Origin of the sequence: Arthrobacter sp. 2MCAF15, from assembly GCF_052115605.1 — a bacterium.
In the GTDB taxonomy this organism is placed as follows: Bacteria; Actinomycetota; Actinomycetes; order Actinomycetales; family Micrococcaceae; genus Arthrobacter.
The window spans coordinates 311,604-318,549 of sequence record NZ_JBFRGZ010000008.1 but is presented as its reverse complement, the minus strand read 5'-3'; the positions used below and the strand labels follow the sequence as shown (position 1 = coordinate 318,549).

Here is a 6,946-nt window from a genome sequence, read left to right as displayed (position 1 = left end):
ACCAGGCTGCACAAAATTTGAAACCAGCTGTAAAAACCAGACCACACCACGGGGTGGCATAACCTGGTCAATTCAACCAATCCATTACAATAAATTGGTATCAACAAACTTGGCACACTATTGAGTTCTCAAACAACAGACACATTCGAATATTTACCGAAACAATTCATTTCCATGAATTCTTATTTCGTTTTTCTTCGCTGCGATGTTTATAGCTTATTTCATTCATTTCCACTTTGCAAACTCGCGATTTTCATCGGAATTTCACTTTGTGGAGCGAATCCGCCCAGCAGAATTGAAGCAATTTCCATTATGTGCGCCTAGCGCATGGAGAATTGCTTCTCATTTGTGGGGGTTTGTCACCACTCAACGGCGGCGACTCAGAAAACAATACACGCTCCCCCTCGGCCGCGCAAATCGGCCGGGGAGGAGCGTGCAGGCTGCGTCATGAACGTTGATCAGGACGCGGCGACTTCCACCGTGGCCAGGTTCTTCTTGCCCCGCCGCAGGAGCAGGTAACGCCCGTGGAGCAACTCGCTGGCGGCAATAACGGCGTCGGGATCGGACACCTTCGCATTGTTGACGTAGGCCCCGCCTTCCCCGACGGTGCGGCGTGCCGCGGACTTGCTTTCTGACAGACCGGAGGCGACCAGCAGCTCGATGATGCCCAGGGCGCCGGCGTCGACCGTGGCGGAGGGCAGCTCGGAAGTTGCCGCCTTCAACGTCGCTTCGTCCAGTGCGGAGAGATCGCCGTTGCCGAACACTGCGGCCGAGGCTGCGATGACCTTCTCGGTGGCGTCCACACCGTGGACGAGCGAGGTTACCTCATAGGCCAGTTTCCGCTGGCCTTCGCGGGCGAAGGGCCGCTCGGCGACCGCGAGTTCCAGTGCCTCGATCTCGGCACGGTTCAGGAAGGTGAACACCTTGAGGCGGTCCGCGACATCCGCGTCCGCCGTATTGAGCCAGAACTGGTAGAAGGCGTACGGGCTGCACATGGCCGGATCCAGCCAGATGGCATTGCCCTCGCTCTTGCCGAACTTGGTGCCGTCAGAGTTGGTGATGAGCGGCGTTCCCAGGGCGTGGACGTGCTTGCCCTCGACCTTGCGGATCAGCTCGGTACCGCTGGTGAGGTTGCCCCACTGGTCCGAGCCGCCGGTTTGCAGCATGCAACCGTGCTCGCGGAACAGCTGCAGGTAGTCCATGCCCTGCAGGATCTGGTAGCTGAACTCCGTGTAGCTGATGCCTTCCTCGGAACCGAGGCGGGATGCCACGGCGTCCTTGCGGAGCATGGTGCCGACGCGGTAGTGCTTGCCGATCTCGCGGAGGAAGTCGATGGCGCTCAGGGGCGCCGTCCAATCCAGGTTGTTGACCATCCGGGCGGCGTTGTCGCCCTCGAAGCTGAGGAAGCGTCGGACCTGGGCCTGCAGGTAGCCCACCCATTCGGACACGGTGTCCTTGGTGTTCAGGGTGCGTTCCGCCGTCGGACGCGGATCACCGATAAGGCCTGTGGACCCGCCCACCAGCCCGAGGGGCTTGTGGCCGGCCAGCTGGAGCCGGCGCATGACCAACAGCTGGACAAGGTTGCCCAGGTGCAGGCTCGGCGCGGTCGGATCGAAGCCGCAGTAATACGTCACGGGATCGCCGGCGAGGAGCTTTTCGAGCTCTGCCTCATCCGTGGAGACGTGGACAAGGCCGCGCCATTTCAGCTCCTGCCAGATATTGGCAAAGCTGGGGTCGTTCTGCTGGGCATCGAGAATATTTAGCTGGGACACGGAATCTAAGTTAGCAGGATCGACGGACCCGCATCACAGGTGACTCCGGCCCGGGACGGGCAAGCCGGACCGGGCCTACTCCTCGATGCCGGCCGGGACACCGGAGGCGGCGATGAGCCTCAGGCGCTGCGTAGGCCGGGTCATGGCAACGTACAGGTCCCCCACCCGGCCATGCTCGTGGTTGAGCATGTCCGTCGGTTCCAGGACCACGACGCCGTCGAACTCCAGGCCCTTGGCCTCGCGGGGACTGATCACCACGATGTCCTGCGCGTAACTTCCCGCTCCGGTCCCGACACGGTGGCCGTACACCGCCCGCAGTGCCGCGCTGGCTTCGGGGAGGAGCTCGCCGTCGGCGATGACGGCCAGCAGGCCGCCCTCGATAGCGGCCAGTTCCTCCGGGAGCACCTCAACGAGCTTCTTGACGATCTGGCCGGAGCCGACACGGTCGATGACCGGGGACCAGTGTCCTTCCCTGACGGCTTTGGGCGCGGAAACCACCAGGCCGGCCGCGGTAGCCATGCGGGCCGCGGCCTCGGCGATCTGGGACGGGGTGCGGTAGTTGACGGTCAGTTCCTCGAGCTGCCAGCGGTCGCCGAACATGGGGCCCAGGGCGCTGTGCCAGGAGTTGGCGCCGGCGACGGAGCTGGTCTGGGCGATGTCGCCCACGATCGTGAACGACTTCAGCGGGCAGCGCCGGACCAGGAGCCGCCACTGCATGGGCGACAACTCCTGAGCCTCGTCCACCACAATGTGCCCGAAGGCCCAGCTGCGGTCCGTGGTGGCACGCTCTGCAGCGGTCAGCCGCGTCTCGCGCTCCTGGTTCTGGTCCACAAGGTCTTCGGCCGTGACGAGGACGTCCACTCCGGCGGTTTCCATGTTGACCAAGGTCTGCTTGGCGTTGGCGAGGTCGCGGGCACGGTCCTGTTCCTGCTGCGCCAGGCCCCGTCCGGCGGCGGCATCGAGCTCGCCGAGCAATTCGGCGGCCTCGTCGAGCAGCGGAACGTCGGACTCGGTCCACGGCGAATCCGCGGGGCGGAGCAGCAACGCCCGCTCCTCCGGGCTGAGGTTCGGGGTGCATGCCTCGAGGATGGCCGGCTTGCTCAGCAGCTCCCCCACAAGCTTCTCCGGGGTCATCGGCATCCAACACAGGTTCAGGGCGATCCGGACATCCCGGGCGGAGCGGACGTCCTCGGCCAGGTAGGAGCGGTCGGCGTTGTTGCCGATGTTGCCGGCCTCCACCAGCTCCGTCATCTGCTCGGTCAGCTCGCGGAGCAGGATCTTGACGAAGGAGACGCGGGCCTCGTTGTGCGGTTTGCCCGTGGCGCGCGCCCGTTCCTTGGCGCGGCGGACCTGCCGCGGGGTGAGGACCAGCTTGCGGCCATCGACCTCGAGGATTCTGTTTCCGGCCGGAATGCGCTGCCGGTTGGCCACGGCGTTGGCGACCACCTCGGCCATGTCCAGCCGGCCCTTGATGGCCGCCACGGCGGAGTCCTGCTCGGCGACGGCGGTGATGCCCGGCATAAGCCGGCCCAGGCTCGCCATCACGACGCCGGTCTCGCCGAGTGAGGGCAGCACGCGCTCGATGTACTTCATGAAGGACGACGTCGGTCCCACCAGCAGGACGCCGGCGCTCTTGAGCCTGTCCCGGTGGGTGTAGAGCAGGTACGCGGCGCGGTGCAGCGCGACGGCGGTCTTGCCCGTGCCGGGACCGCCCTGGACCACGAGGGCACCGGAGATGGAGGAACGGATGATCCGGTCCTGCTCGGACTGGATGGTGCCGACGATGTCTGACATCCGGCCGGTCCGTTTGGAGTTCAGGGCAGCCAGCAGGGCGCCTTCGCCCTGAAGCGAATCGTTGTCGGCGAGCATGTCGGCGTCGAGGACGTCATCCTCGATCGCCTTGACCTCGCGGCCCTGCAGGATCAGGTGACGGCGACGGCGAACCCCTTGGCGGTCGAACGCCGTGGCCTGGTAGAAGTGGCCGGCCTCGGGCGCCCGCCAGTCCACCATGAGCCGTTGCAGGTCCTCGGTGGTCAGGCCGATGCGGCCGATGTACTGGGCCTCGCCGGAATCCAGGTCCAGGCGGCCGAATACCAGCCGGTCGTCGACGGCATCCAGCTGGGCGAGGCGGTCCTCGTAGAGCGCGGCGAAGGCATCGCGTTCGGAGACGTTCTGCATGGTGCCTACGGCACCGGCACGGCGCACCTGGGCCAGCTGGGTGCGCTTCTCTGCCCGCAACTCATCGAGCCGGGCGTAAAGTCCGGCCACATAGTCGCGTTCATGGGCCAAATCAGCGTCGTGCATCGAACGTTCCCCTATCGAAAAAGACGGACCCACCATTCTACAGCCATTTCGGCAGACATAGCGGTTGTATGTCCCCGAACAGTGCCGAGGCAGTCTTCGTCAGGGAATTCTACCGATACGCCACGAATGATCCAGCCACCGTGCGCCCGTTAGATCCTCAGCAGGGAGCGGACGTTGTGGCCGGTCAGGGCTGAGCGCCCGGCCAGTTCGTCGAGTTCCATGACCACGCCGACGCCGGCCACGTGGATCCCGCACCGCTCGAACAGCCGCGCCGCGGCGCCGAGCGTACCGCCGGTGGCGAGCACGTCGTCGAGGATCAGCACCCGGCTCCCCGGCGCCAGATCCGTGGTGTGCAGCTCGAGGGTGGCGGTGCCGTACTCCAGGGCGTAGTCCTCGGAGAACACTTCGCGCGGCAGCTTGCCGGCCTTGCGGACGGTGATGACTCCGGTCCCGGTGGCGTACGCTGCGGCAGCCGCGAGCAGGAAGCCGCGGGCTTCCACTCCGGCGACGGCGTCGAACTGGCCCTGGAAAGGGCCCACCAGGGCATCGACGACGGCTCCGAAGGCGTTGCCGTCGGCGAACACCGGGGTGAGGTCCTTGAAGCTGATTCCGGGTTTGGGATAGTCCGGGATGGTGGCGCACAGGCTCTCGATCAGCTCATCCACGGGCAGTGCTGTCTTGGTCTGGTTCAGCTCGCTTTGATTCACCCATCCACCTTACTGGCTGGTAGCAAACCAACCCGGCGGCCCTGCTCGGCGGGCAACCTCGCGGCCACCCAATGTTCATTTCGGCGGCGCCTGATTCGACGGTCCCGTCCACCCGGCCGGTGATTGAATGCTCCAATGCGACACGACATCGTCCTTTCCGGCCATGGGGTCCGCCTGGTTCCGTTGGCCCCGCACCACGCGGCGGGTCTCTTTGATTTTGTGGATTCCGGCATGTGGGCAGGCATGGCGGCCCCGATGCCGGGGACGACCGGCGAACTGGCCGGCCTCTTCGAGTCACGGCTGGAGGATCCCGCCACAATTCCGTTTGCCGTGACGGACGGCCGCACCGGCGCCCTGCTGGGCACCACGTCCCTCCGCGACTACGTGCCGGCCCAGCAGCGCCTGGAAATCGGCGGAACCTTCTATGGAAGGCAGTTCTGGGGCAGCCACGTCAACCCGGCGAGCAAGCACATGCTCCTTGCCTACGCCTATGAAGTACTGGCAGTCCACCGGGTGGCGTTCCGCTGCGACGCCCGCAACACCCGGAGCGCGACGGCGATCGAACGGCTCGGCGCCCACTTCGAGGGGATCCTCCGCGGCCACCGCGCGGCGCCAGGCGGGGGCAGGGCGGATACCGCCGTGTACTCGATCCTCGCCCAGGAGTGGCCCCAAGTGCGCGAGGACCTTCGGCGCCGTCTCGCCCCGTTCGCCGTCGGCGCCGACTACGGGCTCAGCAGCCTCGCCGCGTCCTAGGAATTCCTACGTTCCGACGGCTGGAGGCCCGGGTTCGGCTGCGGGCCCGGTCGCCGTGGGCGGCCCGGGTTCGTCCGGTTCGGGCGGGCGCAGGAGGTCATTGGCAAGCCCGTAGGCGACGACGTCCAGCGCTATTCGCAAGGCCCGCTCGGCGTCGAACCGCCCGGCTGCCACGCTGCTCAGCCGGGCGTAGTCCTCGGCCCACCCGGACCGGCGAAACCTGTCGGCGTCGCCATGGAGGAGCCGGCCATACAGGACGTCCTCGAACAGGTCGTGGTCGTTCGCGGCGATTTCGGCCATCCGTGCCTCGCGGTCCCGGACCATCTCGTTCGTGAACAACCTGCCCGCTTCTGCCGTCCCCTCGGTAATGCGGGAGTCCGCAGAGTAGTTGCACATGCGCAGTGCCCGCACCACGAGCTTGAGCGAGACGTGCTCATCCGGGACGACGAACTTTCGCAGCAAGGCTGCACGGAAGAGCTCAAGCCAGTGCCGGCGCTCTGCCTCGGCCGAGTCCGCCGCGGCCGGCGCCAGATCGGGTGTGAACAGCTCAACCATGCCGAAGTACTCGGTGGCCAGCTGCGCGAAGATCTGGAGCCGTTCCAGCTCGCTGCCCGGTTTTCCGCGCTTGCCCTCGCCCATAGCGCTCCATCCTCCCTGAGCGCCGACGTTGCGCACCAGGGTACGTGCCCGGCTACCCGCCCCGGGCGTTTGCGGCCTTTACAGTTCTTCTCGGCTTTGCCGGCTTGTAGCGGGAGACGGTGGGGTCGCCCGTGAGCCAGAACCGCCAGGGGTAGTCGTGGCTGCCGCCGGCGCCGGAGACGCCAACCCGGGGGCCGGAGCTGATGCCCGCGACCCCGTCCGGCCGATTCACGGGCGGTTCCAGCCTGAACGGCGGCGCCAGGGCATCCCGCCCGCTGTCCGCCGTCGTGACGCCCAGCGCTGTGGCTAGCCGGGCGGGCCCGCTAGCGAGGTCGTTGTCCGATTTCGACGTCGGACGCCTGGCCCTGGCCAGCTCATGTCCCGCAACCACTTCGCCGGACCGCAGCAGCAGCGCCGACGCCACCCCTTCAGGCCCGCACACGATATTGGCGCAGTGGTGCATCCCGTACGTGAAATACACGTACAGGTGGCCCGCCGGGCCAAACATCGGCGCGTTGCGGGCCGTCTGGCCGCGGAAGGTGTGGGACCCGGGATCAGGGTGGCGCGAATCATGCGGTCCCAGGTATGCCTCCACCTCGGTGATCCGCACAGAGACGGAGCCTTCCCGCCCGTCGTGTGTCAATATGGCGCCGAGCAGAAGCGGCGCCACGTGCCGGGCGTCGGCCGAGAGCATCGCCCGGAGCGAAGCGTGCGTGCCGGGCTCTGTCATGTTCAGACTTTAACAAATGCCGCCGCAGGCACCCACGGCCG

6 protein-coding genes are annotated in these 6,946 nt (G+C 66.3%); 1 reads left to right on the top strand and 5 read right to left on the bottom strand.

Features of this window, described 5'->3' with window-relative positions; all coding sequences use genetic code 11:
• Positions 1-458 precede the first annotated feature (458 nt).
• The 3 genes from tyrS to AB4089_RS11975 all read right to left on the bottom strand — a co-directional run bounded on the left by tyrS (position 459) and on the right by AB4089_RS11975 (position 4,783).
• Complete coding sequence (gene tyrS / locus AB4089_RS11985) at positions 459-1,772, bottom strand: tyrosine--tRNA ligase (protein ID WP_441409497.1); 1,314 nt, start codon at positions 1,770-1,772, stop codon at positions 459-461.
• A gap of 75 nt (positions 1,773-1,847) precedes the next feature.
• Complete coding sequence (locus AB4089_RS11980; protein ID WP_441409496.1) at positions 1,848-4,076, bottom strand: HelD family protein; 2,229 nt, start codon at positions 4,074-4,076, stop codon at positions 1,848-1,850.
• A gap of 149 nt (positions 4,077-4,225) precedes the next feature.
• Complete coding sequence (locus AB4089_RS11975; protein ID WP_441409495.1) at positions 4,226-4,783, bottom strand: adenine phosphoribosyltransferase; 558 nt, start codon at positions 4,781-4,783, stop codon at positions 4,226-4,228.
• A 135-nt stretch (positions 4,784-4,918) separates the two neighbouring features.
• On the opposite strand from AB4089_RS11975, the gene AB4089_RS11970 reads away from it, so the two are divergent.
• Positions 4,919-5,536 carry a GNAT family N-acetyltransferase gene (locus AB4089_RS11970; protein ID WP_441409494.1) on the top strand — a complete coding sequence of 206 codons (618 nt, stop codon included), beginning with the start codon at positions 4,919-4,921 and terminating at the stop codon, positions 5,534-5,536.
• 6 nt (positions 5,537-5,542) lie between these two features.
• Here AB4089_RS11970 and AB4089_RS11965 read toward each other — a convergent pair whose 3' ends face one another.
• Together AB4089_RS11965 and AB4089_RS11960 are read right to left on the bottom strand one after the other, a co-directional pair.
• Positions 5,543-6,175 carry a hypothetical protein gene (locus tag AB4089_RS11965; RefSeq protein WP_441409493.1) on the bottom strand — a complete coding sequence of 211 codons (633 nt, stop codon included), beginning with the start codon at positions 6,173-6,175 and terminating at the stop codon, positions 5,543-5,545.
• Between the two features lie 52 nt (positions 6,176-6,227).
• The gene (locus AB4089_RS11960; RefSeq protein WP_441409492.1) at positions 6,228-6,905 is read right to left on the bottom strand and encodes a DNA-3-methyladenine glycosylase; all 678 of its coding nucleotides are present in this window, start codon (positions 6,903-6,905) and stop codon (positions 6,228-6,230) included.
• Positions 6,906-6,946: the final 41 nt, after the last annotated feature.